22 protein-coding genes are annotated in these 26974 nt (G+C 49.8%); 16 read left to right on the plus strand and 6 right to left on the minus strand.

Translation table 11 applies throughout. The features are described 5' to 3' along the window. Positions 1-76 precede the first annotated feature (76 nt). The 7 genes from A8O25_RS15530 to A8O25_RS15560 all read left to right on the plus strand — a co-directional run bounded on the left by A8O25_RS15530 (position 77) and on the right by A8O25_RS15560 (position 6618). Positions 77-880: a metal ABC transporter ATP-binding protein gene (locus A8O25_RS15530; RefSeq protein WP_066836522.1), complete on the plus strand. Its 804-nt coding sequence runs from the start codon at positions 77-79 to the stop codon at positions 878-880. Further along, positions 877-2169 carry a metal ABC transporter permease gene (locus A8O25_RS15535; RefSeq protein ID WP_066836525.1) on the plus strand — a complete coding sequence of 431 codons (1293 nt, stop codon included), beginning with the start codon at positions 877-879 and terminating at the stop codon, positions 2167-2169. Before A8O25_RS15530 ends, A8O25_RS15535 begins: the two co-directional genes overlap by 4 nt. Next, on the plus strand, positions 2166-3062 hold the full coding sequence (locus A8O25_RS15540; protein WP_066836527.1) for a metal ABC transporter permease: 897 nt from the start codon (positions 2166-2168) through the stop codon (positions 3060-3062). The genes A8O25_RS15535 and A8O25_RS15540 overlap by 4 nt, the downstream gene beginning before the upstream one ends. 167 nt (positions 3063-3229) lie before the next feature. After that, positions 3230-3727 (plus strand): thioredoxin family protein, encoded by a 498-nt coding sequence (locus tag A8O25_RS15545; RefSeq protein WP_082893687.1) that lies wholly within the window; start codon positions 3230-3232, stop codon positions 3725-3727. A gap of 143 nt (positions 3728-3870) precedes the next feature. Beyond that, positions 3871-5250: a tRNA uridine-5-carboxymethylaminomethyl(34) synthesis GTPase MnmE gene (gene mnmE, locus A8O25_RS15550; RefSeq protein WP_066836529.1), complete on the plus strand. Its 1380-nt coding sequence runs from the start codon at positions 3871-3873 to the stop codon at positions 5248-5250. A gap of 141 nt (positions 5251-5391) precedes the next feature. After that, positions 5392-6066 (plus strand): hypothetical protein, encoded by a 675-nt coding sequence (locus A8O25_RS15555; RefSeq protein ID WP_066836531.1) that lies wholly within the window; start codon positions 5392-5394, stop codon positions 6064-6066. 264 nt (positions 6067-6330) lie between these two features. Continuing rightward, positions 6331-6618, plus strand: coding sequence for a pseudouridine synthase (locus A8O25_RS15560; protein WP_066836533.1), 288 nt, complete (start codon positions 6331-6333; stop codon positions 6616-6618). A 123-nt stretch (positions 6619-6741) separates the two neighbouring features. On the opposite strand, the gene A8O25_RS15565 is transcribed toward A8O25_RS15560, so the two are convergent. The 3 genes from A8O25_RS15565 to A8O25_RS15575 all read right to left on the minus strand — a co-directional run bounded on the left by A8O25_RS15565 (position 6742) and on the right by A8O25_RS15575 (position 10720). Next, complete coding sequence (locus tag A8O25_RS15565; protein WP_066836590.1) at positions 6742-7830, minus strand: PAS domain-containing sensor histidine kinase; 1089 nt, start codon at positions 7828-7830, stop codon at positions 6742-6744. A gap of 359 nt (positions 7831-8189) precedes the next feature. Next, on the minus strand, positions 8190-8615 hold the full coding sequence (locus A8O25_RS15570; protein ID WP_066836535.1) for a hypothetical protein: 426 nt from the start codon (positions 8613-8615) through the stop codon (positions 8190-8192). A gap of 494 nt (positions 8616-9109) precedes the next feature. Next, complete coding sequence (locus A8O25_RS15575; RefSeq protein WP_066836591.1) at positions 9110-10720, minus strand: alpha-amylase family glycosyl hydrolase; 1611 nt, start codon at positions 10718-10720, stop codon at positions 9110-9112. Between the two features lie 348 nt (positions 10721-11068). On the opposite strand from A8O25_RS15575, the gene A8O25_RS15580 reads away from it, so the two are divergent. Continuing rightward, positions 11069-11509, plus strand: coding sequence for an OsmC family protein (locus A8O25_RS15580; protein WP_066836537.1), 441 nt, complete (start codon positions 11069-11071; stop codon positions 11507-11509). Positions 11510-11582: 73 nt separating this feature from the next. After that, positions 11583-11822, plus strand: coding sequence for a hypothetical protein (locus A8O25_RS15585; protein WP_066836539.1), 240 nt, complete (start codon positions 11583-11585; stop codon positions 11820-11822). A gap of 140 nt (positions 11823-11962) precedes the next feature. Here A8O25_RS15585 and A8O25_RS15590 read toward each other — a convergent pair whose 3' ends face one another. Next, a complete protein-coding gene (locus A8O25_RS15590; protein ID WP_066836540.1) occupies positions 11963-12850 on the minus strand; it encodes a TonB-dependent receptor in 888 nt (295 codons plus the stop codon). After that, positions 12847-13146, minus strand: a complete 300-nt coding sequence (locus A8O25_RS15595) for a carboxypeptidase regulatory-like domain-containing protein (protein ID WP_066836542.1) — start codon at positions 13144-13146, stop codon at positions 12847-12849. The genes A8O25_RS15590 and A8O25_RS15595 overlap by 4 nt, the downstream gene beginning before the upstream one ends. Positions 13147-13551: 405 nt before the next feature. On the opposite strand from A8O25_RS15595, the gene A8O25_RS23030 reads away from it, so the two are divergent. Beyond that, positions 13552-13905: a hypothetical protein gene (locus tag A8O25_RS23030; RefSeq protein ID WP_153042779.1), complete on the plus strand. Its 354-nt coding sequence runs from the start codon at positions 13552-13554 to the stop codon at positions 13903-13905. 60 nt (positions 13906-13965) lie between these two features. On the opposite strand, the gene A8O25_RS15605 is transcribed toward A8O25_RS23030, so the two are convergent. Next, positions 13966-15921, minus strand: coding sequence for an ATP-binding protein (locus tag A8O25_RS15605; protein WP_161947767.1), 1956 nt, complete (start codon positions 15919-15921; stop codon positions 13966-13968). 784 nt (positions 15922-16705) lie between these two features. Between A8O25_RS15605 and A8O25_RS15610 the strand changes: the two genes are divergently transcribed. From A8O25_RS15610 to A8O25_RS15635, 6 genes are all read left to right on the plus strand, one after another. Continuing rightward, positions 16706-17155: a hypothetical protein gene (locus A8O25_RS15610; RefSeq protein ID WP_066836592.1), complete on the plus strand. Its 450-nt coding sequence runs from the start codon at positions 16706-16708 to the stop codon at positions 17153-17155. Positions 17156-17463: 308 nt separating this feature from the next. Next, positions 17464-18762 carry a DEAD/DEAH box helicase gene (locus tag A8O25_RS15615; RefSeq protein ID WP_066836595.1) on the plus strand — a complete coding sequence of 433 codons (1299 nt, stop codon included), beginning with the start codon at positions 17464-17466 and terminating at the stop codon, positions 18760-18762. A 337-nt stretch (positions 18763-19099) separates the two neighbouring features. Continuing rightward, complete coding sequence (gene hsdR / locus A8O25_RS15620; protein WP_066836548.1) at positions 19100-21487, plus strand: EcoAI/FtnUII family type I restriction enzme subunit R; 2388 nt, start codon at positions 19100-19102, stop codon at positions 21485-21487. Positions 21488-21542: 55 nt separating this feature from the next. Then, complete coding sequence (locus A8O25_RS15625; RefSeq protein ID WP_066836550.1) at positions 21543-23657, plus strand: DUF262 domain-containing protein; 2115 nt, start codon at positions 21543-21545, stop codon at positions 23655-23657. A gap of 92 nt (positions 23658-23749) precedes the next feature. Next, positions 23750-25189 carry a type I restriction-modification system subunit M gene (locus A8O25_RS15630; RefSeq protein WP_066836552.1) on the plus strand — a complete coding sequence of 480 codons (1440 nt, stop codon included), beginning with the start codon at positions 23750-23752 and terminating at the stop codon, positions 25187-25189. A gap of 6 nt (positions 25190-25195) precedes the next feature. After that, complete coding sequence (locus tag A8O25_RS15635) at positions 25196-26956, plus strand: restriction endonuclease subunit S (protein ID WP_066836554.1); 1761 nt, start codon at positions 25196-25198, stop codon at positions 26954-26956. Positions 26957-26974: the final 18 nt, after the last annotated feature.

The raw sequence follows: 26974 nt of genomic DNA on the forward strand, positions 1-26974 counted from the left end.
GCCTGTTTTTCAGAAAACAGGCCGAAAACAGAAGACTAGTTCAAGAATTTCAGGAAGTGAATAGAGCCAAGCAAGTATGATTCAGCATGTAGACAACCCGGTGTTGGAAGTGCACGACCTGACGGTAAGTTACCAGCGCAAGCCTGTGCTGTGGGACGTGGACCTCACCTTGCCCCCCAAAGCCCTGGTGGGGATCATTGGGCCTAACGGCGCGGGCAAGTCTACCCTTATTAAAGCGGTCATGGGGCTGCTTCCGCTGAACAGCGGCTACGTGCAGCTGTTTGGGCAGGGGCTGGACCAGGTCAGGAAAAAAGTAAGCTACGTGCCGCAGCGCGAATCTGTGGACTGGGATTTCCCGGCCTCTGCGCTTGATGTGGCACTCATGGGAACGTATGGGCAGTTAGGTTTATTTAAACGCCCCACCGCCCTCCACCGCCAGCAGGCCATGGAAGCACTTGAGAAGGTAGGCATGCAGGACTTTGCCAACCGGCAAATATCCCAGCTCTCAGGCGGGCAGCAGCAGCGGGTTTTCCTGGCCCGGGCCCTGGCGCAGAACGCAGATCTGTACCTCATGGATGAACCCTTTGCGGGCGTAGACATCGCCACAGAAACTGCCATCATTGAGCTTCTGCGGCAGATGCGCGAAGCGGGCAAAACGGTAGTGGTGGTACACCATGACCTGCAGTCTGCCCAGGATTATTTTGACTGGATCATCCTGCTCAACATGCGTCTGATCGCCTCCGGCCCCACCGCTGAGACGCTCACCCCTGCCCTGCTGGAAAAAACCTATGGAGGGCGGCTCACTGAGCTAAGCCGGGTAAGTGAACTGCTCCACAAGAAGAACTTCCCCATCAGGGAAACCAAACCGGCCAAGAAATGAATGCCTTGTGGGAATTCCTGAGCATGAGTGATGCCAACGTGCGCTACGTAACGCTGGGCTCTGTTTTACTGGCGGCCAGTTCTGCCGTGGTGGGCTGTTTTACGGTACTGAGAAAAAGAGCGCTGGTGGGTGACGCCGTGGCCCATGCCGTGCTGCCCGGCGTCTGCCTGGCATTTTTGTTAAGCGGTGAGAAAAACCCGCTGCTGCTGCTCCTGGGCTCCTTTGTCACCGGCTGGCTGTCTCTCATCGCCATTGACACCATCACCTCTAAGAGCCGCATTAAAGAAGACACGGCCATTGGGCTGGTGCTGTCAGTGTTCTTTGGGGTGGGTATTCTGTTTCTCACGGCTATCCAGCACTCCGGCAACGAGAACCAGAGCGGGTTAGACAAATTCCTGTTCGGCAGTGCCGCGGCGTTGGTGGGCCAGGACCTGATCACGTTTGGCGCCGTGGCTACGCTCCTGCTCCTGAGTGTGCTGCTGCTGTACAAAGAATTTAAACTGGTTAGTTTTGACATGGCGTACGCCCGCACCATTGGCCTGCCCGTGCGGGCCCTGGAACTGGTATTGACCACCCTCACCGTTTTGGCGGTGGTAGTGGGAATCCAGTCGGTGGGGGTGGTGCTCATGTCTGCCATGCTGATCACGCCCGCCGCCGCCGCCCGCTTCTGGACAGACCGCCTGGGGGTCATGGTCACCATTGCCGCCCTCATGAGTGCCGTGTGCGGGGCCGCCGGGGCCTTTGTCTCCTTCACCGCCCCGGCCATGCCCACCGGCCCCTGGATTGTCATGATCCTTTCGCTGCTGGCCATCCTCTCCTTTCTGCTGGCCCCCCGGCGGGGTCTTGTGGCGCGGCTTTTGTTACAACGGCGTGTGCGTAGGCAAATGATGCGGGAGAACATCTTGAAAACGCTTTTCCTGCTGGGCGAATCAAAGAACGAACAAGGCCTCAGCTATACCAGAAAACAGATCAGTGAACGCAGAAAAATGCCCTTGCTCACCATGCAGGAGAGCCTGCGCGTACTGCGCAGCAAGGGGCTGGTCACCCACGGCTCTTCCGGCTGGTCTCTGACAGAGGCGGGCATGAAGGAGGCGCAGCGGGTGGTGCGCCTGCACCGGCTTTGGGAGCTATACTTAACTGAATACCTGCAGGTGGCCTCAGACCATGTGCATGAAGACGCTGAATCTATTGAACACGTACTTACCCCAGAGCTGGAGAAACGGCTGGAAGAACTTCTAAACTACCCTACCGCAGATCCGCACCAAACCGTTATACCCCAACAACCATGAACTTAGACGCCTTCTGGATCATCCTGACCGGCTCTCTGGTAGCTGTATGCTGCAGCCTGCTGGGCTGCTTCTTAATACTGAGGCGCATGGCCATGGTGGGAGACGCCATCTCCCATGCCGTACTGCCGGGCATTGTACTGGCGTTCCTGTTCAGCGGCACCCGCGAAGTCTGGTCTATGCTGCTGGGTGCGGCGGCGCTGGGGGTGGCGTGTACCTTTCTTATTGAATTCTTCCATAAGAAGGCCAGGGTATCGGCAGACGCCTCTATTGGCGTCACCTTTACCTGGTTGTTTGCGTTGGGCATTATCCTGATCTCAGTCTATGCCGGCCAGGTAGACCTGGACCAGGACTGCGTGCTGTACGGCGAGATCGCCTACGTGCCCCTGGACACCTGGATCACCGCCGCCGGGCTGCACCTGGGGCCGCGCACCGTTTGGATGATGGGTGGTGTTTTAGCCCTCATTCTCCTGTTCATCCTGGTATTCTACAAGCAGCTGTACCTGACTTCTTTTGACCCGGCTTTTGCTACTGCCATTGGGCTCTCCACCACCCTCTGGTACTACCTGCTCATGGGGGCTGTGTCTCTGACCACTGTGGCTGCGTTTGAATCTGTGGGGGCCATTCTGGTGGTGGCGCTGATGGTGGGGCCGCCAGCCACCGCCTATCTGCTCACAGACAACCTCAAGGTGATGCTGGGGCTTTCTTCCGCCTGCGGAATTGTAGCGGCTGCCCTGGGGTATTACCTGGCGCTGTGGCTGAACGGATCTGTGGCAGGAGCCATATCCGTCATCATAGGACTTCAGTTTTCTCTGGCGTTTGTTCTTTCCCCCACCCACGGCCTGGTTTCCAGAAGCCGAAAAGTGCACCCCTCCCCCGCCGTTGTTCCTTCTTGAGAGTACCTCTCAAATCTGAAGGCGGGCTATTTCAGGAAGACAGCACCTCAGTTCGGGAAAAGACAACAATAGAAATGCTCTTTTTACGTCTTTAACGTTAGGTAGCTTCTTGAACAGGAACTGTTTTGGAGCTACTTTTTGTAAAACAGAGGAAAACCAGCCAACCCATGTACCTTCTGCTCTTTATCCTGACCTTTATCCCCTTCAAAGACCAGCCGCCTCTGCCAAAAGAGGCTTCTGGTCCCGCTTCTGTTGCCGCCCCTAAGGCAAAAGTAGAATGGCTCACGCTGCCAGAAGCCCTGGAACGGAGCAAGAAGCACCCAAAGAAGATCCTGATAGACGTTTATACTGACTGGTGCGGCTGGTGCAAAAAGATGGATAAACAGGTGTATGCAGACCCGGCCGTGGCCAATAAGCTGGCGCAGGATTATTACGTGGTCAAGCTCAATGCAGAGCAGCGGCAACCCATTACCGTGAACGGCACCACCTACCAGTACCTTGAAAAGTACAAAGCCCATGAACTGGCGCTGTCGTTGCTGCAAGGGCAGATGAGTTACCCTTGTACCGTGGTTTTAAATGAGAAGCTACAGGTAATGCAACGGGTGCCGGGTTTTGTTCCGGCCAAGGACTTTCTGCGGGTGCTGGCGTATTTCTCAGGCAAATAGCCTATCTTTTGATTCATCTTAATAGCCGCTGCGCAAGAAGCCGCCCCAGTATTCTGGAGCAGTTTTCTACATTCTTCTGTTTTTAGGCTATTTTTGTAAAAACAGGCCAAAAACGGCTTTTGATCTCTTAGAACCTTCTGAACTTGATACCCTCTACCCTTTCTAATGATACCATTGTGGCACTGGCCACCGCCTCAGGCCACGGCGCCATTGCCGTAATACGGATTTCCGGGCCAGACGCCATCCCGCTGGTAGACGCGGTTTTCAAAGGCAAGAACCTGGCCCACCAGCCTTCCCATACCCTGCATTTCGGTACAATACGGGAGGGTGACCAGATTCTGGACGAGGTAGTGGTTTCCCTGTTCAAAGGCCCTGCGTCTTACACCAAAGAAGATGTGGTAGAGGTTTCCTGCCACGGTTCGCCTTTCATCACAGAGCAGTTGATCAAACTGTTTCTTAAAAAAGGGGCCCGCCTGGCCTTGCCCGGTGAATTCACCAAAAGGGCTTTCTTAAACGGCCAGTTTGATCTGGCCCAGGCCGAAGCGGTGGCCGACCTCATTGCCTCAGACTCGGCCCTCACCCACCAGATTGCCATGAAGCAGATGCGGGGTGGCTTTTCAGCCGAAATCAAAGCACTGCGGGCCCAGTTGATTCACTTTGCCTCCATGATTGAGCTGGAGCTGGACTTTAGCGAGGAAGATGTAGAGTTTGCAGACCGGGCGGGCTTACGGAGACTGATCACCACGCTCCAAAAGCTGATCTCAGACCTGCTGCAATCGTTTGAGATGGGCAACGTGCTCAAACATGGGGTAGCCACGGTGATTGCCGGTAAACCCAATGCCGGTAAGTCAACCCTGCTGAACGCCCTGCTGAACGAGGAAAAAGCCATTGTCTCAGACATACCGGGAACCACCCGTGATGTGATTGAAGATGAGGCCACCCTGGGCGGCATAAGGTTCCGGTTCATTGACACCGCCGGCCTGCGGGAAACCTTAGACACCGTGGAAGCCATTGGGGTAGCCCGAACCAAGGAGCAGCTCCAAAAGGCGGCGGTGGTGCTGTATCTGTTTGATGTGACCTCCACTTCTCCCGCCCAGCTGCAAGAGGAGCTGCAGCAGTTGCAGCTTCCAGGGGTGCCACACCTGCTCCTGGCCAACAAGAAGGATTTAGCCACCCCCCAGCAGTTGGAAAGCTTTATACACCTGGAGAACCTGGTCTTTCTTTCCGCGGGGCAGAAAGAGGGGCTGGAAGAATTGCAGAAGGCGTTGCTGGCGCTGGTACATGCCAATGAGGCGCTGACCGGTGACCGCACTATTGTGACCAACCTCCGGCACTTCCAGGGTCTGCAAAAAACCGACGAGGCACTGCAGGAAGTTCTGCAGGGGCTGGATAACGGCCTCACCGGTGATTGGCTGGCTTCTGATATCAGAAGATCCCTCTACTACTTAGGCGAAATCACCGGCGAAATCACCACAGATGATTTGCTGGACAACATCTTTACCAAATTCTGCATTGGAAAGTAGCCACACCTCCTTAAACTTAACATTTATAAATTGTGTGCCCTTATTCAGAGGTGAAAAGGTTGAGTCACCTTGAACTCAAAGTTGCTTATTTGTAGCCAAATAATGAATTCCCCAAGTTTTATCAGCATCTGCAACCACCTTATGAAGAAATTGATCTTGGCTATAGCGCTTGCCTTTGTTGGCCATTCAGTAACGGCACAAACCATTTCAGCAAACCGAATACAGGTTACCGTTGGGTTAGCCAGCCCTATAGGGAAATTCAGGGATATGGGGCATAACTTTGAACCTATGGGGTTCGCCAAAACAGGAGTTCAATTTGGGCTCAGTTACCAAGGAAGTCTTACTAAAAATATTGGCTTGGGAGCCACTTTCAACCACCGGATCAACCAACTTGATTTAGAAGGGATTGCAAGAGCAGCTAAAGCTGGAGAGAATGGCGGGCCAGCTGATCCTTACCTTTCTACATTTTTACTGGCAGACTTCTATTGGAAAGTCCCGGTGAAGAAGGTGGAGCTTTATACAAAAGCCTCAGTAGGCGGCGCCTTTAACCAATCACCAAAGGCGGAGCTAAAAGGCGCAGGAAACTCGCTAACCATTCTACCAGCTAATAAGTTTGCATTGGCTTATGGCGTGGCTGGGGGCGCTAGGTATGACTTTGGCAAAATGGGCCTAGGATTAGAGATTGGCTTAGTGGGCACTTCCCCAAAATTTGGGTATGATATGAGCGCTATGGGAGGAAGCAAAGATTTAAAGATTGTTCAGCCAATGAACGCAATTCATGTATCTTCCATTTTCTCTTATAGAGTAAGCCACTAGCCTCACCTTGCCTATTTAAATTATTTTGCCCTATTATATCTAACTGGTTTAACTGTATTTCCAAGAATTTTACCGCTACCAAAACGGCAGAAGCGAAAGGCAGGTATTTTCCAGGAGCTTGTATACAGAATTCCCTTTTACATTGACCTAGCTTTACAGTAATATAATTGCCCCATGTAAACTTATACGTTAAATGTTATTAATAAGGCAATCATAGTAATAGGTAAAACAGCATTCTTAAAGGCTATACTAAAGTAACACTCCGTGCTAAATATCATTTATGAAGATGCGCAGTATGAAGCCATCAACAAGCCCAATGGGCTACTGGTGCACCGCACGCGCATTGCCGAGGAAAGGAAAGAGTTAGCACTGCAGATGTTACGGGACCAATTGGGGTATAAGGTGCATGCGGTACAACGTTTAGTCAGAAGCACCTTTGGCGTGCTGCTCTTCGCCAAATCATCCCAGGCTACCGCGCCATTGGTGCAGGCGTCTGCTAAGCGTGAGCCGGATAAAATTTACCTAGCAATAGCAAGAGGCTTTGCGCCCTAAGAAGGTACCATGGACAGTCCCATACGGCCAAGGGACAACGTACTCAATAAGCCGCAAGCCATACCGGGAACCATAAGACGGACCAGCTTTTACCACACGCTGCTCACAATGGCGGCAGAGCTTCTACTCTTTCGGGATTCTGATATAAAACGTGGTACCTTTTCCCTCTTTGCTGTCAAACCAGATGGTGCCCCTATGCCATTCCACCAGGGTTTTACAGATAGACATGCCCAGGCCAATGCTCTCCTCTCCCAGTAAGCCGGGTCTTCTGGCATCGGTAAATTTCTCAAAGAGGGTAGAATGGTATTTCTGGGGAATACCTACGCCGGTATCCTCTACTTTTACCAGAACAGTAGTTTCCTCATCTTCCAGGAAAACGGTAATGGTTCCCCCTTCGGGGGTGAACTTGATGGCATTAGAAAGAAGGTTGGTAAGGACCTGCAGGAATTTCAGATCATCTACCATGGCAAAAATCTCATCTTTGCTGCTCACGAAACTCACTTTCTTGCTCAGGAAGGTCCCCTTCTCCCCCCCATATTCTTCTATGGCTTCTTTCAATTTCTCCACCAGATTCACCCTTCTGGTGATCAACTCTGTTTTTTCAGATTCCAGAAACTCCTGGCTCATGAATTCCCTGATGAGGGCGGCCCCCTTTCGGCTATTCTGTTCAATGAGTCTGATGATCTCCAGGGCTTGTGCTTTCCCCTCTGGCGGAAAAGTCTGCTCTAACATTTGAGCAAGGCTGTGAATGATGCCTAAAGGGCCAGATAGGTCATGGGAGAGGATATTCAGGATGGAGTCCTTCTTGTTTGAGAATTTTTTAAGGTGGTCGTTGTATTCCCGCACGGCGGTTATGTCTTCGGCCCGGCCTATTATCACCTTGTCCCCCTCTGCCCGGGCAAGGAGGGAAAGCTGCAGACACACCCATTGCTCCTCCTGTTCTGGGAGCTGCACTCTCAGCTCCAATTGGTGCACCCTTCCTTTATCCAGCAACAAGCGCAGACTTTGCCGCACATACTCCTGGTCTTCCGGATGTACCAAAGACAGCAGGCCCTGCGGGTTCACAAGAACGTTTGCCCCCTGATAAGTTTCTATAAAAGACGGACTTTGATAGATGAAGCTTTCCTGGGAAACACTATAGGCAAAAAAAGCCTGTCCGGTTTTTTCTAAGAGCTGCTGGTAAAAATCAGAAGGATACGGTTCCAGTGACATGGGTGTAAGATAATCTCCTATGTTAAACATAAAGTATAGTACCGTTTTTATATAACAAAGGTTGAATAATAAAGGAGAGCCTGCTCTGAAGGGGGTGCAGAAACGAATGTGCAAGTACTGGTTTTTAGCAGCTCTGGCGGCTTTCTGCCATGGGGGTGTTTCTGTTTATGGCGTACTTTTCTGAAATCAGGCCCAAACCAAGGCTAACGGTTCTCACCCGGCAAAGTGCCATTCACAGAACCTGCGTTCACCCTCTCCATACCGCGCAGCTTAGAACCGCATATGCAGAACTTTTCTCTGACACGCTTTCCCAGTAAAATGGGAATTTACGCATGCTCTCCCTCAGGAAAGGTCTGGACTTATTTGAAGGAGCTTCCGGTAAAAGACAGGCTATGCACTACTCCCCGGTATAGCATTCTGGGGCAGAGGGAGCGCATGAGCAGCTGCTCAGTGGTGGGGTCATAATTCTGGAATCCGTTTTGCCAGTAGTTGATCCCGTGGTGATCATAGGGGTTGTGCTCGCAGGTTAGGTTCCCCTTTTCATGCACGCAGAGCAACCCCCAGTGCAGGGGCAGTTCGCGTTCTGTTACTACACCTGCCGGGGCACAGATAAACCGGAACTTCCCAATCTCCCGTGCCGGGTCCTGGTATCCGAAGCGCTGCATCTCGTGTTGAAACGCCTCTTTTGTCAGTACCACCTCCACATAGACACTTTTCCCAAAGGAAGCCACCCCAAAGACAAACGGCCCGCCGACAGGTGCCGGAACGGGCGTATTTCCTTTCATTGAAAATCCACAACCGGCCTGCTTCAAAACCCATTCCTGAGCAAGGTGTAGTAAATCTTCTTCTGTCATTTGGCTATTTCCTCTGCGGGATTCCTGTACGGTTCTGGAGGCAAAGGTAATTAAAACCGCTGTGGGAGAAGGCACCTAACTTGCTTTATTCTGCCTGAAGGAGCAGGTTGTTGCTGTACAAAGGCAAAAAAGCGTACAAGACGACTGCCGGCACTACCTCTTGCTGTAAGGGGAACCAAGCCGGTTGGCTGATTCTAAAACCACTCCATTTGCCAACCCGCCCTTGCCGCAGCTCCCATTCCTGGCGGAGAACGGGAGTAGATAAAAGCTGTTTTCGGCCTGTTTTCTTGAAACAACGCGAAAACAGCTATTTTAAAAGCAGGCAACAGGGGGGCAAACCAAAATCTCACGCTACCTCCAGACCCTAAAGAGCCAAATGCAACCTACCCGTTCTCCTGTAGCAGATAAGATAGGGCAGAGATTTTCTAAGCTGATTCTAACCGGATTACCACCCCTTCATCTCCGGACAGGTCTATTTTATCCTGCACCGGTTGGCCATCCCGCTCCGGTAGGGTTGCCACCTCTATCCTTCCCTTGAAACTGAAGTCTTTGGGTTTGAAATAGCAGGTGCGGTGGCTCAGGTTCAGCACCACCAGAAAACGGCTGTCTGCGTCTTCCCTTACAAAGGCCATCATCTGCCGGTCTGCGAAAACAGGTGTGTAGCTGCCCACGTTGAGGGCCGGCTCCTGCTGCCTGAGCTGAATTAATTTTCTGTAAAGGGTGAGCATTGAATAAGGATCGTGCTCCTGCGCCTCCACATTCACCCGCCTGTAATCTGAGGCAAGCCGCAACCAAGGGTGGGCAGAAGAAAAGCCGGCGTGCTCCTGACCGTTCCATTGCATGGGCGTGCGGGCGGGGTCACGGCTCAGGTTCAGGTCAGGCATGTTCAGCCCCTGCGGGTCCCGTACCTCCTCCGCCGGAATGGGCACATCGCGCATGCCAATCTCCTCTCCGTAGTAAATGGTGGGGGTTCCCCTTAACGTAAGCAGAAGCATGGCCGCCACCCGCGCCTGCGAGTAGCCCACCCTGCTGGCAATTCTGGGCTGGTCATGGTTGCCCAAGACCCAATTGGGCCAGCCGCCCTCGGGCAGAGACCCTTCGTACTGGTCAATAACCGTGGCAATCTGCTGCGCCTCCCACGGCAGCACCAGCAGCTGAAAGTTAAACGGCAAATGCACCCCCGTGTGGTTCACCCCATAATAAGAGACCAGCCGGTTCAGGGGCAAGTAAATCTCACCTATCAGTACCCGGTCCTCGTACTGGTCTGTCACCTGCCGCATCATGGCCACTATCTCATGCACTGCCGGCTGGTCAGTAGAATACACGGGCAGCAGCTGGTCATAGTTGTTCATGTGCGGCTGGTAGTCAGGGTTCACCGGGTTGTTCCGGAACTGGTCATCTTTCACCATATGGAAGATCACATCTACCCTGAAACCGTCAATCCCTTTATCCAGCCAGAAGCGCATCACCTCCATCATGGCCTTCTGCACCTCGGGGTTGCGCCAGTTCAAATCTGGTTGCTCTTTCAAAAAGCCGTGGTAATAGTACTGCTGGGTGTGTTCATCCCACTCCCAGGCGCTGCCGCCAAACATGCTCAACCAGTTATTGGGCTCAGCGCCGTCTGGGTGGGCGTCTTTCCAGATGTACCAGTCCCGCTTGGGGTTGTCCCGTGATGATTTTGACTCCTGAAACCACGCATGCTGGTCTGAGGTGTGGTTGGGTACCAGGTCCAGCAACAGTTTCATATCCCGCCGGTGCACCTCGGTCAGTAACTGGTCAAAGTCGTCCATACTCCCAAAGAGCGGGTGAATGGCTCTATAGTCAGAGATGTCATAGCCAAAATCTGCCATGGGCGATGGAAAAATGGGGGAAATCCAGATGGCTGTCATCCCCAGGTCCTTCAAATAATCCAGCCGGGAGATGATGCCCTGCAGATCTCCCACGCCGTCTGCGTTGCTGTCTTGAAACGATCTGGGGTAAATCTGGTAGATGATGCCGTCTTGCCACCAATGGTAATGCTGGGTTGCTGCTGCCATGTTCAATAAAGTAGTTGTCAATGATTCGCCTTCGTGGTTCAAACAGGTACACTGGCAGCGTTGCCAGTTGCTGCTCCTGCCTGCCCTTTACCTCCGGGCGCCTAAATTGGGCACCTAAGTTGAAGGAACAGGCAAACGTTTGAAGACAGTGTTTCTTTTTGTTTTATCTGGAGTACGTAAAAAAATACGCATCAGAATAAATACTGATCTCCGGCAACTGCCAGAAAGTGGCAGAGCCGGGCTTACCACCAGTCTCTGTTTTTGGCTTATTTTATGAAAAACAGTCCAAAAACAGCCCATTTCTGCGTATAGAAAGAGAAGGAGCTTTATCACAAGAAAAAAATTGAAATGGCAGAGGTAGTAGTCAGTGCCGCGCAACCCAATGGCTTGGTAGCACAAATACAGATGGGAGTTCACCAGTTTACCATAGATGAATCTGACGTACAGAAACAGGGGGCGCCCGTGCCGGGACCCAATGACTATATTCTCAGCGCCCTGGGGGCGTGTACGGTGGTGACCCTCCAAATGTACGCCCAGCGCAAAAACTGGCCGCTGGAAAAGGCGGAGGTGCGGCTGTCACAGATGGTGCTGGAGGCCACCTCTCCCCTCACCGTAAACCAGCCCCACCCCAAGCGCATGCTCATCACCAAACGGCTGAAACTGACCGGGCCGCTTACCCCTGAGCAGATTAAACGCCTGGAAGAAATTTCTTCCCGCTGCCCGGTGCAAAAGACGCTGGAGGCCGGTGTGGTGGTGCAAACCTTCCTTGATGAAACCCTGCCCACGTAAGCCCTTTCCCGGCTGTGAAACAACCATCTGCTCCCCCGTGAGTAAAAGTAATAGAAAGAATAAACGAAAGGCTATGCAGATCTTAAAGTTCAAAACCGACATCAGCGGCCAGGAGGCTATTGACAAAGTAACCCCGCTGCTCAACCAGAAAGAGAACATCAGCAAATGGGACATTGACCCCAACTCAGATGATAATATTCTCAGCATCTCAGGAGAGAAAATTGACCCGCAGCAGATAGAGAACCTGGTACAGGAGGCAGGGTACAAAGCCGAACCCTTGCGTATTGTAGGTACAAGCGGCGAAGGTCTGTAAGGCACCCTCTTAAGAAAACACCGTTTCTGTTTTCGGCCTGTTTTTCTAAAAGCAGCCCGAAAACAGATACGGGGGAAGGTGTGCCGAGACCTAAAGGGAGCCGGTGAATTCTTCTTTTGGGATGCTACGTGCGGTTCAACTCATCTAAACTGTTGTTCCTGCGTTTGGGGGGTGTTCACCAGGTAATTGTGCGCGGTTATAAACTGTTGAGGGTGCTGCGGCTGGTTCCCTATCAAAGTGGCGGTGTTGAAATCTTCCCAACGTTTGTTCTGGTTAAAGTACACCATGGTCCCAATGCTGTGGCGACCATTCAGGGTGAAGTCAGTGCCAAGCCTTAGGTTGGGTGGCCCCAGGTTTTTGCTTTTCCCGTAGGCCTCCTGGTCATAGTAGGTGGTTTGCTGCCCGTTATAAAACACGCGGGTAAAGGTTCCGTCAAGGTTGTACGCGCGTTTCAGGTGCTCCAGGCTCAGGAAAGAATTCCACTTGCCCGCTTTGTAGTTCACGTTGCCGCCTACCGTCCCCCCCCATTGTTTAAAGTTATAAGTACCCGTCCCGAAGACGCTTCCGTTCACGCCCCGCAATTCATTCTTCCTGAGGTTGATGTTCAGAATGCCAGATGCCCCCTCGGCATCAAATTTGGCACTGGGGCTGGTGATGATCTCTATGTTCCTGATGTTTTCCACAGACATGCTCTGCAGCAGATTTCTGAGATCACTGGCTAAGAGGTAGGTGAGTTTTCCGTCCAGCATGAACGTGACACCGCTTCTCCCGTTCAGCTGGATATTGCCATCCTGGTCTACAAACACCCCCGGCGATTTTGTCAGCACATCAAAGACGGTTCTCCCGGCGGCCAGCGCTGTTCCCTCAATACTCACCACCAGTTTGTCGGCCTCCTGGGTAATAGTGGGCCTCAGCGCCGTCACCGTGACTTCCTTTAGGTTTGTGGCCGTCTGCCGAAGCGTCACCGTTCCCAGCCTGGCCTCTGGTTGCGCCTCAGACAGCAAGACCGGTATGTTGCCCCTGATCATGTACCCAAAAAACTGAAAACTAAGGTGTACTGGCCCAAGGCAATTTTGTGAAAAGAAAACTGGCCCTGAGTATTGGTCAGGGTGCCACCCACGGCAGCGGAAGTACCTTTAGCAACCAAGGCCACCGTGGCATATTCTATGGGTTTCCCCGAAAGGGAGTCTACCAGTGTGCCCGAAATGGTTCCCGGTGCAGCAACGGTAGCCGGGGCCTGGGGAGTGACTTGCGCAGCTCCACTGCCCGGCAAGCAGAGGCAAAGGCATAGCAGTCCCAGCAAAAAGAGGGCTCTTTTTTTCATAGCAAGTAGATTGGAAAGTACGTCTGTGGTGGGTGGTAGTGGTAATCAACCTAAGAGACAAGGGAAATTTGGCGCCGTTGCATCTGTTTTCCTCTTTTTGCCAGAGATCATGCTATAATCCTGTTTTTGCAGAGGTTGATCAGACTAATGCCAGCTTATGCTTACGTGCAGACCTACGGGGCATCTGTTTTTTATGGAGACAGAACTACCGCCTCTTCTCGTTTCCTGCCAAGTGCTATTAAAGTTACCAAGGGCAAAATAATGCTGAACAGGCTTCTTCCGGGACCCGTCTTCCCCGGAAAACCAAAGATTTATCAACTTCTGTTGCCCTTCCTTCAAGAGCGGCTGAAAGAAAGGAGCAGTTTTCTTTCAGGTGGTATGAAATGGTTTGCCTACTTTTGCAGCATGTTTGCAAATGAAGTACGGCTAGGAAACATTGTGCTGGAATCTGGTAAACCCGTGATGCTAGACGCCCCCCGCCTTATTGCCCTTCTCAGTGGCAATGATACTTCCTTTGCGCCCGTTCCCCTTTCACTTGCCTGGATTGCAGGGGCCAGCTACAATGAGCTGGAGAATGAATACATGTTTCCGGAGCTCAGCCAATGGGCCTTAGACCTGGAATATAAAGAGATTGTTTTCAACGGGGGGTTCATTGCCACCAGTGCCCCGGTGGCGTATGTGCATCAACTCCAGAACTTCTTCTTTGCCATGACGGGTCAGGAGTTGGAATTGCCGCTGGAGCACATTCAACAGGGCTAACGTTCTGTTTTTGGCCTGTTTTTCTGAAAACAGCCCCAAAACAGAAAGCCGGCACAGGAGCTACATCAAAGACATGGACTGCTGCACGCCTTTTTCCTGAGGAAGAAGCGAAGCAGGCAAGTTCACCGCAAATACTGATCCCTTGCCCAGGGTGCTGCTGATGGAGAGTCCTCCGCCGCTCTGCCTGAGTAAATCATCACAGATCATCAACCCGAAACCACTGCCCGTTTCACGGGCTGTGCCCACGGTGGTGAAGTACATTTTCTGCTTTATCTTCTGGAGGTTCTCCTCGCTAATACCTACCCCCTGGTCTTTTATGGCAATGGTGACCCCGTCAACGGCTTTAGAAGTGATGGTTACCTCCCCTCCCTGTTTGGTGAATTTAACGGCATTAGACAGCAAGTTCCTGAAAACCACTTTCAGCATCTCCGGATCCCCCAGCACCGAAAGGTCTTCCTGCACCTGGTTCCTGACCACCACAGATTTAGCGGCCAAAGCTTCTTCATGGTCTATGACAACGTCTTGCAAAAGCGATGACAAGGCCACCTCCCGCACTTGCACCTGCGCCCCTTCCAGCTGGCTTTTAATCCATACCAGAAGATTTTCCAGCAGGTCTGAAGACCGTACGTACTGTTTCTCCAGCTCCTCCAGCTTGGGCGCGTACTGCTCCTGCGTCACCATGCCGCTGTTGATGATGTGCAGCAGACCCTTGGTGTTGTTCAACGGCTTGCGCAGATCATGCGAAAGAATAGAGAACAGTTTGTTCTTCAACTCGTTGGCTTGTTCCAGCCTTAGGTTTTGTTTAGAGATAGCCTTGTTTAACTGGTCTAGCGCCACAGAACTTTTCTGGATTACCTGGTTCTTCACGGCTAACTCCTTCCCTATAGAGCGCGCCCTTTTAAAGTTACGGTACCAGAAGTAGGCAATTGCCAGCAACACCACTGAAGCCACCAGAGACACCTGAAGGATAAGATGGGTCACCTCTGCCTTTTGGGCGGCCAGTAAGGTTTGTTTTTCAAAAGCCGCCTGTTTTTCCTGCTTCTCTTTGAGCAGGTCCAGCATGTTGATGGCTTCGGTTCGCTCGGTCTCATAGAGTTCTGCCTGTTTCCGCACCAGACTGTCTTGCCAGGCAATGACGTGTTGCAGGTGGTTGCGAGCCTGGTTAATGGAAGCCAGGCGCTCCAGCGCCTCTATCTCCAACTGGGCGGCTTTGATTTCCCGGGCGTACCGGAGTGATGCCAGGGCCAGGTTTTCGGCTTCGGCATTCTTCCCCTCCTCACTGGCAATCACTGCCAGGTGCCCCGTAGCCAGGGAGAGGCCGTAGCTGTCATGTTTCTCCTGGTCCATGACCAGGGCGTGGCCCATGTAGTTTCTTGCTTTAGCAAGCTCGCCGGTGGCTTTGTACAGAAGCCCCAGGTGAAAATACGCCTTCTTCAGGCCATAGGTGTACCGACTGCCTTTGCTTTCCGCCAGGGCCTCTTGCAGGTATTTTTCTGCTTCTGAGTATCTGCCCCGGTCAAGCAATACCAACGCCAGGTTGTTTTTAATATTAATGACATCCTTCCCTTGTTTCAGGGCCAGAAACTGCCCCAAGGCCTCTTTGTAAAGTACTTCAGCCTCTGGCAAACGGTCGGCGTCTCTATAGGCATTGGCAATCTGGTGGTTGGCACGCGCAATGTTAAAGGTGTCTTTGAGCTGTTTGCTGATTTCAACCGATTGAAAAAACAAATACAAGGCGCGCTTGGCGTAGCCTTTCTGCTGGTAAATCCCTCCCTCATAGAGGTAATTGATAGCTTCGCCTTTCCGGTACTGGTGCTGAAGGGAAAGGGTAAGGGCTTTGTGGAGAAGGCCCAGGGCGGCCGATACATCCTGACGCTTTACTTCAAATGCTTCTTCATTCAGGGAGTCAATTTTAGCGGCCAACGCCGGATCAATTACTTTGATTTTATCTGGTCCAGAGACAGCACCAGACGCGAAAGGTTTGCCCAAAATCAGACACACCAAAGCAAGAACCACCGCAAGAGGCCGTATTTTGTTTTTTTTAGATAATTTAAATATGCGCCAGAGCATTGCCAATAGCTAAAACAGGTAACAATCCCCTGCCAGTACAAAGATAATCAAAAAGAAACAGATTGTTGTATGTACAATCTTGAGTTTAGAAAATTGTTTTATAATTGAATTTTACTCATTTTATTCATTTACAAACCAAGGTGTTTCTAGTAATAAACAAGCGGAGGTACGGCTATGTTTAGGATTGAGGATGTTTATGACCGCCTTCCAGCCCAGTGGTAGGTTTTTGTTCAGGTTTTCGTGGGGGCGAACATGATAAAGTATCTGAGTGAAGGACAGAATAATCATGGGAGGCGTTCAGTCTTTACGGGACGCAAACAGCGTACTTTTTACTTTAGCTTCCCGCTCTCAAGCACCAGCGCCAGAAACTAAATTGACTCTTACCAGTGTTTGAAACCCCAGTGGTGAAAATCAGAATGTCTTCATCAGACCCCTCTTACTCTGGTCACCTCCTTTCCCTCATTCAAAACGTCACATTTTCTCTGCAGGTTTTATTGGCTCAAGGTGGTTACGCTCATTCTCTGTGCTGCGTTTGCTTTTAAGTCTTCCTAAATAGCTTACTTTTACATCAGCTCCTGAGCGGGTTTCAATAGGGTTTCTTTGAGCCGAAAAGTGCCTTATGGCTGCTTTCTTTCCCTCCTGGCAACACCTTGCCCAGCGGAGCGCATAGTTTGTTTAATGGCAGTGGCTACTGGTCATGCTGCTGCTTTCTAACCTCTTACCTGATACCATGGCCGACCATAAAGACAAAGATTCTATCCTACACCTGTACAACCAGATCCTTCCTAAACTGGCAGAGCGCATTTACCAGAACCTGACAGAGGTATTCCCGCTGTTTGATGATTTCCGGCTAGAGAAGATGGCAGACACCTGGACGAAGGACAAAACGAACCCCACTGACAAAGAAATCAGCCTGGAGAACGGAAACGTGGCGCAGATAGGGCTCCGGCTGCAGTTGCTGGGCTTTCACCGGGCAGGGGCCGATGCGTTTGATTTGGCAAAAGACCTCCTCTTCAAACTGGAACACACCTCCTATACCGTAGGCCCCTCCCCAGATAAAACATGGCTGGAGAAATTATATTTTGAACCGTGGTCGTCAGCAGAGCTTACTGACATAGCCTCCAGATGGAGCGAAGAGGTGGTAGATGACCTTACGCAGCAGCTCCAGCAACAGGGATAAGTGACTTTCTTAAAAAGGACTTCAAACTTCCGACTCTGGAGGCAAAACGTAGCAACAGCAGGCATTTCTCTTTGGGAAGTGCTTCTGTCCTGCTCTCCAGTTTTCATTTCAGGTTGTATCAGGGGTTGGTTTAACTTCCTGTTTTGGGGCTGTTTTTGCAAAACCAGCCCCAAAACAGGAAGCCTTTCAAGAAGGCTTCCGTAGCTGAAATTTATAAAGGGTTCCTTCTCCCCTTCCTGAGATTGATCTGCGGCAGGGAGAGAAGGTGGTCAGATAAACCGTACCTTTACCTTTTCAACCCATACCTCATGCAGCAGCGAATACTGGACCGACTCAAGATTGCCCAACTCACCCCCATGCAGGAAGCCACGGTGCAGGCGGCTACCCAACACGATGTGGTGGTGTTATCGCCCACCGGGTCAGGTAAAACGCTGGCGTTCCTGCTGCCGTTGGCCCTGCGCCTGCAAGAAAACCAGAAGAGGGTACAGGCACTGGTGCTGGCCCCCACCCGCGAACTTGCCCAGCAGATTGAGCAGGTCCTGAAACAGATGAGCCTGGGCTATAAAGTAGACTGCTTCTATGGCGGCCACGGCATCTATGAGGAAAAAAAGAGCCTGGCCTCTCCCCCCGCGGTGGTCATAGGAACCCCTGGGCGCATTGCCGCGCATTTGCGCGAAGGCTACTTAAAAGCCGACACCCTGCACACGCTGGTGCTGGACGAGTTTGACAAGGCCCTGGAGATGGGCTTTCAGGAGGACATGGCCTACATTATTGGTCAGTTGCCAAAGGTGTCCCGCCGTCTCCTGACCTCAGCCACGGCCATGCCGCAGGTTCCGGCGTTTACCGGCTTACGGGATGCAGTTACCCTCAACTTCCTTCAGGATACCTCCAGCACCCCAAACCTGCTGTTGAAGTACGTGCCCGTAGAAGGTCAGGATAAACTCTCGCCGCTGTACCGGCTGCTCTGCCTCCTTGGCACGCAACCTACCCTTGTCTTCTGCAACCAGCGCGAGGCGGTGGAACAGGTCAGTACCTTCCTCCAGAAAAAGAAGCTGGCGCACGGCATCTTCCACGGCGGTCTGGAGCAGCCTGACCGGGAGCGCACACTGCTCAAATTCCGGAACGGCACCCATCATCTGCTGGTGAGTACAGATTTGGCGGCCCGCGGTCTGGATATTCCCGAAGTGGCGTTCGTAATCCATTTCCAACTGCCAGATGCCTCTACGTTTCTGCACCGCAACGGCCGTACCGCCCGCATGAACGCCAAGGGCACGGTCTACCTGCTCCTGCATTCCGGCGAAAAACCCGCCTACCTGCCCCACCTCCCGGCGCAGGAGAAGTTACCGGCCACTGCCACACCGCCCCCCCCTTCCTTCTGGGACACCCTCTACCTCAGCGCCGGGAAAAAGGACAAGGTGAACAAGGTAGACGTGGTGGGCTGGATGCTGCAAAAAGGCGGCCTGGAGAAAGCGGACCTCGGCAAGATTGAAGTGCAGGACAACGCCACCTTTGTAGCCGTGAACCGGAAGAAATTAGAAAAAGCCGTACAACTGCTCAGACCTGAAAAGCTAAAGGGGAAAAAAGTGAAGGTGGAGCGCGCGAGTTAAAGGTTCTGCTACCGTAGTGGCCAGTAGTGTATCTTTAATTATAGAACAATTATCCTAGAAGCTGATTAGCGTCTTTCCCCTCTCTGGCGCAACGTGTTTGTATGTGGTTTAAAGAGGGTAACTTCTGTTTATAGACTGATTTAGAAGAACATGTTTGAAACTGAAGATAAAATTACTTTTTAAACAAAAGATTTTAAATAGAATCCATATGTTGTTTCATGTCTAGAGATGAAAAACTAAGTAATTCCTTTTTTATTATCTATAGCTGAAAAGCGCATTATTCCTGAATTAAAAAATTAAACTTACTTTAAAGAAAAAATATCTGTCCCTCCTATATATGTTCAATAAGCAATCTCTCTCAGAAAGAGACATCTGTACCAAATTCATTACCCCGGCCTTAGTAGCCGCCGGGTGGGATATTCAGAAACAGGTACGGGAAGAATGGTCGTTCACCGATGGCCGAATTATTGTAAGGGGGCAGAAGTACACCAGAGGCAAACAGAAACGGGCCGACTATGTGCTCATTTATAAATCTACGCTGTTGGCCATCATTGAGGCAAAGGGAAATAACCATTCTGTGGGCGCGGGCATGCAGCAAGCCAAAGACTATGCGGCTATTTTGGATATTCCGTTTGTCTATAGCTCCAATGGTGATGCATTTCTGGAATTTGACACCACTAAAGAAGAAGGGCAGGTAGAGACAGAGATACCTTTGAGTGGCTTTCCGTCTCCGGAAGAACTCTGGCAGCGTTATGCGGCCCATAAAGGATTAAGCCAGCCGCAGCAAGAGATTGTTAAGGAAGAAAACCACAAAGACGAAACAGGCCTAGCCCCGCGCTATTACCAACAGATAGCTATTAACCGCACCATTGAAGCCGTGGCCCGAGGAGAGAAACGCCTCTTGTTGGTGATGGCCACCGGTACGGGCAAAACCTATACGGCTTTTCAAATTATCTGGCGACTCTGGAAAGCTAAGACCATAAAACGGATTTTGTACCTGGCCGACCGCAACATTCTGGTGGACCAGACCAAGACTGGCGACTTCCGGCCGTTTGGGTCAGATATTATGACCAAGATCCAGAACCGCGAGGTGGACAAGTCATACCAGATTTACTTTGCGCTCTACCAAGGCCTTACGGGGGCAGAGGAAGAGAAAAACGTCTTCAAGCAATTCTCCCGTGACTTCTTTGACCTGGTGGTGGTAGATGAGTGCCACCGTGGCAGCGCCAAGGAAGAATCTGCCTGGCGTGAGGTGCTGACGTATTTTGACAAGGCGGTGCACCTGGGCATGACCGCCACGCCCAAGGAAACGAAGGAAACCTCTAATATCACGTACTTCGGGGAACCCATTTACACCTACTCTTTAAAGCAAGGCATTGAAGACGGCTTCTTGGCTCCTTACAAAGTGGTGCGCCTTAGCCTGAACGTAGATGAAGGCTACCGCCCCGAGAAAGGCAAGGTAGACAAGTATGGCCATGAGGTAGAAGACCGCATCTACAACACCAAAGACTTTGACCGCACCCTGGTCATAGATGAGCGCACCAAGGTAGTGGCCAGAAAGATTTCTGAGTACCTCAAACTCACCAACCGCTTGGCCAAGACCATTGTATTTTGCGTGGACACTGAACACGCCGAACGCATGCGGCAAGCACTGGTGAATGAGAACAGTGACATGCTGAAACAGTACCCCAACTATGTGGTGCGTATTACTGGCGATGATGATATAGGCAAGAAAGAGCTGTATAACTTCTCGTCTGTGGTTGAAGAACAGCCCGTGATTGCCACTACGTCCAAACTGCTCACCACCGGGGTTGATACCAAAATGGTGAAAGTGATTGCTCTGGAGGCGGGCATTCAATCCATGACCGAGTTCAAACAAATTATTGGCCGGGGCACCCGCTTACGGGAAGACGATGGAAAGGTGTATTTCACCATCATGGACTTTAGGAAGGTGACCAACCTGTTTGCTGACCCAGACTTTGACGGCGACCCCGTGGTCATTTATGAACCCAAAGAAGACGAACCCATTGTACCTCCCAACCCGCCAGAAGGAGGAGAAGAGGATGAGTTTACTGGTGGGCAACCTATACCCGGAGAGGGCGTAGATAACCCGGATTCCCCTCCTCTAACGCCGCCCATCATTGACCCCGGCACCGGCAAACCTAGAAAATACTACCTCAATGATGTAGCCGTGACGGTGGCTAATGAACGGGTGCAGTACTACGGCGCAGACGGCAAATTAATCACAGAGTCTCTAAAAGACTACTCACGCAATAAGCTGCTGTTAGAATATGCTTCACTGGATGATTTTCTACAGAAGTGGAATGAAAGCGAACGCAAAGAAGCCATCATCAATGAATTAGCCGAGAAAGGCGTGTTGTTTGAGGAACTGCAACAGGAGATTGGCAAAGACCTGGATGCTTTTGACCTCATTACTCATATTGCCTTTGACCGACCGCCGCTCACCCGCAAAGAGCGCGCAGAGGAAGTGAAGAAACGCAACTACTTTGAGAAGTACGGCGCAGGTGCCAAAGAAGTACTGCAGACGCTGTTGGAGAAATACGCCGATGAAGGCATCAGTTCTATTGAAACCACGGCGGTGCTTAACGTGAAGCCACTCAATCAACTAGGTACGCCCATGGAGATTGTAAAAAGGTTCGGGAAGAAGGCAGACTTTGAGAAAGCGGTGCAGGAATTGGAGCAGGAACTGTATAAAACAGCTTAAATTGCCTTAATGACACCTATTGATTTTTAATTCTTAATTCTAATAATATATAACTATGGCAAGTTTAAAATCATTGAATGAATTATTTACGAATACCCTTTATAGAATTCCTGACTACCAAAGAGGTTATGCCTGGACAACAGACCAATTAAAAGCATTCTGGGATGATTTGTATAATCTCAACGATAGTAAGAACCATTATACAGGTGTTCTTACCGTTAAAAGCGTTCCACAGGAAATCATCAATTCCGTTAAGTGGAACGAAGAGCAGTGGGTACTACGGGAAAGAGGCTACAAAGCATTTTATATTGTTGATGGTCAGCAGCGCCTTACCACTTCAATAATTTTTATCCAGGCTTTAGCAGATGTGTATCAGGCAATGCCTGATAACTCAAAAGTGCATGAAAGTGATATTTATGTTGGCTCTTATTCACTAAAAGAAATAAAAGAAACATTCCTCTTATTAAAGAAACCTCCACACAATATTATTGCTACCTATAAGTTCGGCTACGAAAGCGATAATCCTAGTTTTGACTTCTTGCGCAGTAGAATATTCAATGAAAATAGTACCCAATCAGTAGACGAAACTTTCTATACCCTTAATCTTGAGAATGCTAAAAAGTTCTTTGTCCAGAAGTTAAGAGGCGTTTTTGATATAGAAGGACAAGCAGGATTAGTAGCACTGTTCAAAAAGCTTACTGTCAACTTCAGGTTTAATCTTTATGAAATTGAAGATGATTTTGATGTTTTTGTAGCTTTTGAGACCATGAATAACCGTGGTAAAAAGTTATCTAATCTGGAATTGTTGAAAAACAGATTAATATACCTTACCACTCTCTATGATGAGCAGGAGCTAAAAGAAGATGATAGAATCTCTTTGAGAACAAAAATTGACACTGCTTGGAAAGAAGTATATTATCAATTAGGCAGAAATAAACATCATCCTCTAAATGATGATGATTTCTTGGTAGCACATTGGATTATATATTTCCAATACTCTCGTCAGAAGGGAGATGATTACATCAACTTCTTGTTAAATGACCAATTCACCCCCCGAAATATATTTACTAGAGTTGAAATACCTGTCACTAGCCTGGAGGAATATGAATTAATAACTGACTCAGACGAAGAAAGTGAAGATGAAAGTGCAGAGGATATTGTGCAAAATACCCTACCAGTATCAAAACTAAAACCTAAGGAGATTGAAAATTATGTACTGAGCCTCCAAGCAGCAGCCGTACATTGGTATAATTCATTCAACCCTGTTAATAATCCCGACTTGACACACCAAGAACAAGTGTGGATTGATAGACTAAATAGAATTGGTATCGCCTATTTTCGCCCATTGGTCACTGCTTCATTTTTAAACGAGTCCATTTCCTCAGAAGACAGAGTAAATCTCTTTAAGGGAATTGAGAGATTTATTTTCATCGCTTTCAGAATGAAAAGTGCTGCTTCAACTTATAGGAACAGCGAATTTTTTAAAGCAGCTAGACATCTAAGAAATGGTGATTGGACATTAAAATATATCATCAGTTTATTAGATACTAGAATTCAGTACTCTTTTTATAATGGTGAAGAAGAAGAAACGTATTTTGATTATGGATACTTTAAAAAATATCTAGAAAAGCACTTCCAGAATGGAGGCGGATATTATAGATGGAATGCTTTAAGATACTTTCTGTACGAGTATGAAATGGAGTTAGTACAACAAAGAGGTAGTCAAAAAATTGACTGGAACCTTTTTGTAAAAAATGAAGGAGACAGAGTAAGTATTGAGCATATTTTGCCACAGACGCCAGATAACAAATATTGGAAGGAGGTTTTAAAGCCAATCCCTAAGTCTAAAAGAACCCGACTTATAGATACATTGGGCAACCTTGTTCCTTTGTCCTTAAGTATTAACTCCAGCCTTCAGAATGATGCTTTTGATGATAAAAAGAAGGCAAAACTTGATGACCGTGGCAACAAAGTAAGGCAAGGGTACAACAATGGCTCACACAGTGAAATTGAAGTGTCACTTAATGACCAATGGACTCACGAGGAAATTTTAGAACGAGGATTAAGGCTCCTTAGCTTTATGGAAAAAAGGTGGAATTTTAAATTTGAGTCAGAGGAAGATAAGATAGCCCTGCTTGGGCTAGAATTTATCACCGAGAAAGCAGATTAGTGCTTTCCCTTCAATATGATTAAACCCAAAGCAACCCCTTGAAATGTTAAGGGGTTGCTTTTTACTAGTGATTACGCTTACATAAACACACAATGAGTAACCTTTCCGGTATTATCAAATCCATCAGAGACATCATGCGCCAGGATGCGGGCGTGGACGGAGACGCGCAGCGGATTTCGCAGATGGTCTGGATGCTTTTCTTAAAAGTGTTCAGTGACAAAGAAGAAGAATGGGAACTGACCATAGAGAACTACAAATCACCTATTCCGGCGGGGTTGCAGTGGAGCCAGTGGGCGGCCAATGAAGAAGGCATGACCGGCGAGGAGCTGTTGCAGTTCATCAACAATGAGCTGTTTGAGACGCTAAAGAATCTGGAGGTATCGCCCAAGGCAGACCCGCAGGGCTGGATTGTGAAGCAGGTGTTTGAAGACACCTACAACTACATGAAAAGCGGCACGCTCATCAGGCAGGTCATCAACAAAATAAACCAGATAGACTTCAACTCGTCCAGTGACCGGCACTTGTTCAATGACATCTATGAGAACATACTCAAGGAACTGCAAAGCGCGGGTTCGTCTGGGGAGTATTACACGCCCAGGGCGGTCACGCAGTTTATGGTAGACATGACCGCGCCGCAGATGGGCGAGACTGTGCTGGACCCGGCCTGCGGAACGGGTGGTTTTCTTACTTGCGCCATTGAGCACGTGCGCGCGCAACTGAGCAACCCCAGTGATATCCAGACCTTGCAAAGCAGCTTTCAGGGAGTAGAGAAAAAGCCTCTGCCGCACATGCTGGCCACCACTAACCTCATGCTGCATGGCATGGATGTGCCCGTAATACGGCACGACAACTTGCTAGTGCGCCCCTATGACAGCTGGACAAGCAAAGACCAGGTAGACATTATCCTGAGCAATCCACCGTTTGGCGGCACCGAGGAAGACGGCACCGATGCCAATTTTCCGCCCAAGTTCAAGACCAAAGAAACCGCCGACCTGTTCATGGCCCTCATCATGCGCCTGCTCAAGCCCATCGGCCGCGCCGCGGTAGTATTGCCAGACGGCACGCTGTTTGGCGAGGGCGTGAAAACCCGCATCAAGGAAGAACTCCTGAGCAAGTGCAACCTGCATACCATTGTGCGCCTGCCCAACGGTGTGTTCAACCCGTACACCAGCATTAAAACCAACCTGCTGTTCTTCACCAAGGGCCAGCCTACCAAAGAGGTGTGGTATTTTGAGCACCCGTACCCGGCGGGGCAAAAAAGCTACAACAAAGGCAAGCCCATCCACATCAAAGAATTTGACCTGGAGAAAGCCTGGTGGCATAACCGCGAGGAGAACCAGCACGCTTGGCGCGTGTCTGTTGAGGACATTGCCGCCCGAAACTACAACCTGGACATCAAGAACCCGCACGCACCAGAGAACGACTTGGGTGACCCTGCCGACCTGTTGGAAAAGCTTCAGTTGACTGCCCAACGCGTAAAGGCGCTTCAGGCAGACATTGTGACCGCATTAGAAGAATCTTTACTAGCCTAAGCCCGCATGGTACTACTGGAGCAATTTGAACAACTCACCGGGCACCCCAAGAACGCCGCCAAACTCAAAGAGCTGGTGCTGCAACTGGCCGTGCAAGGCAAACTCACCGAGGCCTGGCGAAACCAACACCAAAACGTAGAACCCGCCTCGGAACTTCTCAAAAAGATTGAGGCCGAGAAGGCGCAGTTGGTGAAGGAGAAGAAGATTAAGGAAGATAAACCGCTGGAGCCGATTTCTGAGAAAGATGCTTATTATGAAATACCAGAAAATTGGGTATGGTGTAGGTTGCAACAATGTCTTGATGTTAGAGATGGAACACATGACACACCCAAGTATCATACAGAAGGTGTTCCTCTTGTAACTAGTAAAAACTTGTCTTCAGGAAAATTAAGTTTGGAAAACGTAAAACTTATTTCGCTTGAAGACCATGATGAAATTTCTAAAAGGTCGAAAGTTGAGAAAGGGGACATTCTTTTTGCAATGATTGGTTCAATTGGTAATCCAGTAATGGTTGATATTGAGCCAAACTTTAGTATTAAAAATGTTGCTCTTTTTAAATATTACCTGAAAGAGACTCCTATTCCAGCCTACCTTCTTCTATACCTTCAATTTGCGCAACAAAGAATGAAAGAAGCGGCAACAGGCGCTGTTCAATCATTTGTCTCTTTAGGTGATTTAAGGAGGTTCTTACTTCCCCTTCCGCCGTTAGCGGAGCAGGAAGCCATTGTGGTGCGGGTAGAAGAGCTGATGCAGAAAATTGAGGAACTGGAGAAAGGAACCCTAGAAAGAATACAGCTGCAAAAGAGACTGGGCGAGGCCGCGTTACAGGCGCTCACCACCGCCCCGGCAGACGAACTGGAGCAGCAGTGGCTTTTCCTGAAGGAGCATTTCCAGCTTCTCTTCACCCAAGAGGCCAACGTGAAAAAGCTCCGGGAAACCATTCTGCAACTGGCGGTGCAAGGCAAACTCACCACAGCGTGGCGCCAGCAAAACCCTACCGTGCAGCCCGCCGCCCAACTCCTGCAACAGATTCAGGCCGAGCAAGCGCAACTGGTGAAGGAGAAGAAAATCAAGAAAGAGAAACCGCTAGAACCCATCGCAGAATCTGAAGTGCCCTATGAACTGCCTGAAGGTTGGGTTTGGTGTAGGTTATCAAACATAATTGAAGATACTGATGCTGGAAAAAGTCCCCAGTGTGATAATCGCCCAGCAGAGCCTAATGAATTTGGCTTCATTAAGACAACAGCTATTCAATCTTTAAATTTCTTACCTAAAGAAAATAAGGCGGTATTAAAAGATGAACACATAAGTTTGGCTTATGAAATAAAAGCAGGAGATATTCTAATTACACGTGCAGGTCCTAGAAATCGTGTTGGAATTGTTTGTGCTGTAACTGCCACTAGAGATAAATTATTGCTTTCTGACAAAACCGTTAGAATTAAACCTATTCAAGGTAATTTTCTCAATTCTAGATTTTTGGCAATTACACTTAGTACAGGTGCTTCAGGTGATTATCTTGAAACTAAAAAGTCAGGTATGGCTGATAGTCAGGTAAATATTACTCAAGATAATATTAAATTAACTCCTGTCGCTCTTCCCCCACTCGCCGAACAAGAAGCCATAGTCGCCAAAGTTGACCAGCTTATGCAGTTGTGTGAGGCACTGGAGAATCAGCTAAAGCAGTCTAACCAGCAGTCTGAGGCCCTGATGCAGGCCGTGGTGCACGCCGCCTTGCAACCGCAGGAAGAACCGGTCTTGGAGGCGTAAACTTTTATTCGGTTTTAG

Origin of the sequence: Rufibacter ruber (assembly GCF_001647275.1) — a bacterium.
Lineage (GTDB): Bacteria > Bacteroidota > Bacteroidia > Cytophagales > Hymenobacteraceae > Nibribacter > Nibribacter ruber_C.

Coding starts and splice junctions, on each gene's coding strand:
- A8O25_RS15530 (WP_066836522.1), top strand. CDS start 77: ATGATTCAGCATGTAGACAACCCGGTGTTGGAAGTGCACGACCTGACG.
- A8O25_RS15535 (WP_066836525.1), top strand. CDS start 877: ATGAATGCCTTGTGGGAATTCCTGAGCATGAGTGATGCCAACGTGCGC.
- A8O25_RS15540 (WP_066836527.1), top strand. CDS start 2,166: ATGAACTTAGACGCCTTCTGGATCATCCTGACCGGCTCTCTGGTAGCT.
- A8O25_RS15545 (WP_082893687.1), top strand. CDS start 3,230: ATGTACCTTCTGCTCTTTATCCTGACCTTTATCCCCTTCAAAGACCAG.
- A8O25_RS15555 (WP_066836531.1), top strand. CDS start 5,392: ATGAAGAAATTGATCTTGGCTATAGCGCTTGCCTTTGTTGGCCATTCA.
- A8O25_RS15565 (WP_066836590.1), bottom strand. CDS start 7,830: ATGTCACTGGAACCGTATCCTTCTGATTTTTACCAGCAGCTCTTAGAA.
- A8O25_RS15570 (WP_066836535.1), bottom strand. CDS start 8,615: ATGAAAGGAAATACGCCCGTTCCGGCACCTGTCGGCGGGCCGTTTGTC.
- A8O25_RS15575 (WP_066836591.1), bottom strand. CDS start 10,720: ATGGCAGCAGCAACCCAGCATTACCATTGGTGGCAAGACGGCATCATC.
- A8O25_RS15580 (WP_066836537.1), top strand. CDS start 11,069: ATGGCAGAGGTAGTAGTCAGTGCCGCGCAACCCAATGGCTTGGTAGCA.
- A8O25_RS15585 (WP_066836539.1), top strand. CDS start 11,583: ATGCAGATCTTAAAGTTCAAAACCGACATCAGCGGCCAGGAGGCTATT.
- A8O25_RS15590 (WP_066836540.1), bottom strand. CDS start 12,850: ATGATCAGGGGCAACATACCGGTCTTGCTGTCTGAGGCGCAACCAGAG.
- A8O25_RS15595 (WP_066836542.1), bottom strand. CDS start 13,146: ATGAAAAAAAGAGCCCTCTTTTTGCTGGGACTGCTATGCCTTTGCCTC.
- A8O25_RS23030 (WP_153042779.1), top strand. CDS start 13,552: ATGTTTGCAAATGAAGTACGGCTAGGAAACATTGTGCTGGAATCTGGT.
- A8O25_RS15610 (WP_066836592.1), top strand. CDS start 16,706: ATGGCCGACCATAAAGACAAAGATTCTATCCTACACCTGTACAACCAG.
- A8O25_RS15615 (WP_066836595.1), top strand. CDS start 17,464: ATGCAGCAGCGAATACTGGACCGACTCAAGATTGCCCAACTCACCCCC.
- hsdR (WP_066836548.1), top strand. CDS start 19,100: ATGTTCAATAAGCAATCTCTCTCAGAAAGAGACATCTGTACCAAATTC.
- A8O25_RS15625 (WP_066836550.1), top strand. CDS start 21,543: ATGGCAAGTTTAAAATCATTGAATGAATTATTTACGAATACCCTTTAT.
- A8O25_RS15630 (WP_066836552.1), top strand. CDS start 23,750: ATGAGTAACCTTTCCGGTATTATCAAATCCATCAGAGACATCATGCGC.
- A8O25_RS15635 (WP_066836554.1), top strand. CDS start 25,196: ATGGTACTACTGGAGCAATTTGAACAACTCACCGGGCACCCCAAGAAC.